1 protein-coding gene and 1 pseudogene are annotated in these 1,820 nt (G+C 69.3%); one reads left to right on the forward strand and one right to left on the reverse strand.

What is annotated here, in order from left to right:
• Positions 1-154: 154 nt before the first annotated feature.
• Positions 155-649 carry a phosphotransferase gene (locus tag ABZ885_RS40385; protein ID WP_360200077.1) on the forward strand — a complete coding sequence of 165 codons (495 nt, stop codon included), beginning with the start codon at positions 155-157 and terminating at the stop codon, positions 647-649.
• Positions 650-663: 14 nt separating this feature from the next.
• Here the strand turns inward: ABZ885_RS40385 and ABZ885_RS40390 are convergent.
• A pseudogene (locus ABZ885_RS40390) lies at positions 664-1,515 on the reverse strand (transposase).
• Between the last annotated feature and the right edge of the window lie 305 nt (positions 1,516-1,820).

Here is a 1,820-nt window from a genome sequence, read left to right on the forward strand (position 1 = left end):
TCAGCCACGTGATCATTCTGACGGTCCGGTGCCGCCCGGCTCAGCAACCGGGCGACACGTCACGACGAGGCGAACGTTGCCTGATACGGCACTAGCCGAGCACGGGTATCCGGTGCCGGCGGTGTGGCCGGGTGCGGCGGCCGGGGAGTTGGTGATGCAGCGGCTGTCGGGGCCGACGATGCGTGAGGCGCTGGTCGCGGGCACCCTCAGCGGCGAGCAGGCGGGCGAGTTGCTGGCCGATCTGCTGCTGCGACTGCACGCCATCCCGCCCCGGGCCGGGGCCGACCCCGCCCACCGCATCGTCCACCTCGACCTGCACCCGGAGAACGTCTTCCTCACCCCCGACGGCCCCGTGGTGATCGACTGGGCCACCGCCCAGGAGGGCCCTCCTGGCCTGGACACCGCGATGGCCGCGCTGATCATCGCGCAGGCGGCGCTCACCATGCCGGCCGCCGCCGGAATCGCCCGGACCGTCCTACCCGCCCTAGTGCGTCAACTCGGCGGCACCGACGGCATGCTGTTGCCTGAGGCGCGGGCCCGGCGGGCCGCCAATCCGACCCTCACCCAGGAGGAGATCGCCGCCCTCGACGAGGCGGTCGCCCTGATCCTGGCGGCAGGAGCCGACGCCCATGGGAGCGTCCTCCAGTAGGAGGTGAGCTGGGGCTATCGGATGCGGGGGCTGGTGGGTCGGGTGTCCCAGCGGCGGGTGTACCAGGCCCGGCGGATCAGGCTGCGGACGGTGATGATGGCGGTGGCCAAGGCGAGGTAGAACTCGGTGCACAGGCGGCGTCGTTCGGTGTTGCGGCGGAGCTTGCCGAAGTTGTTCATTTACGAGTCGGTCCGCTCCGCCACCCAGCGGCCGTCGGTCTGGATCGGTGTCTTCGTGCCGCGTTTGGTGATGCGCGGAGTGATCCCGCGTTCGGCCAGATCGGTGTAGACCAGCTGGTAGTCATACCCGGCGTCCAGGCTCAAGGCCGGGTGCTGAGGGGCGTGGTCGAGGTGTTCGGTCAACTCGGCGAACTCATCGAGGGTTTCGGGCAGCAGCGTGTGGTCGCGGATGTTCGCGCCGGCGGGCACCGTGACCACGGGTATCCCGTAACCGTCGGTCAGCTGGGACCGCTTGAGGCCCCGCTTGCCACGGTCCACCGGAGACTTCCCGGCGCACTCCCCGCCTGAGGGCGCCTTGGTGATGCAGCCATCCGCGGCCAGGTCCTCGAGGTCCAAGCCCACCATCCGGTCGTAGGCCCGCAGCACCGTGAGGACCAGGTGACCAAGGAACCCGGCCTCGATCCACTCGTCCCGTCGCCGGCGGATCGTGGTCGCCGAGCATGCCGTGTCCGCCACCCGCTCGTAGCCCATCCCGGACACCAGAGCGAGCACAAGCCGGTCGAAAACGACCGCGTCCGAGATCCTCGGCCGATGACAGCCCAGCGGATGGGAGACCTCCCGATACGGCAGCAGAGCGAGGAACTCCTGTCGGATCGGAGCCAGAATGGACTCGGGCACGACGGGCACAGGCTTCTCCGCGATCACAGAGCGTCAGGAACTCCGTGATCAACGAGAACCGCGCCCGTCGTGCCCCCCAAGCCATCCCAGCCCTACTGGCGGACGCTCTAAACGAGGTCGGTGGACGGCCAGGGGTTTCGCAGGGGGGATGTTCTCCGGCCTGCGGAACCCCGTGGGCGACTTCGATCTCACAGTTCTCCGGCCGCCCGGCGGTGCCTTAGTGGCTGTTGTCGTTCCGATCTTGAGGGGTGCCGGTCGAACGGGAGTCTCGATCGGGTGAGTCCGGCGGACGCCGTGCATGAAAGCAGGGCCTC

The sequence above is a fragment of the Kitasatospora sp. NPDC047058 genome (assembly GCF_040643935.1).
Taxonomy (GTDB): domain Bacteria; phylum Actinomycetota; class Actinomycetes; order Streptomycetales; family Streptomycetaceae; genus Kitasatospora.

Coding starts and splice junctions, on each gene's coding strand:
- ABZ885_RS40385 (WP_360200077.1), top strand. CDS start 155: ATGCAGCGGCTGTCGGGGCCGACGATGCGTGAGGCGCTGGTCGCGGGC.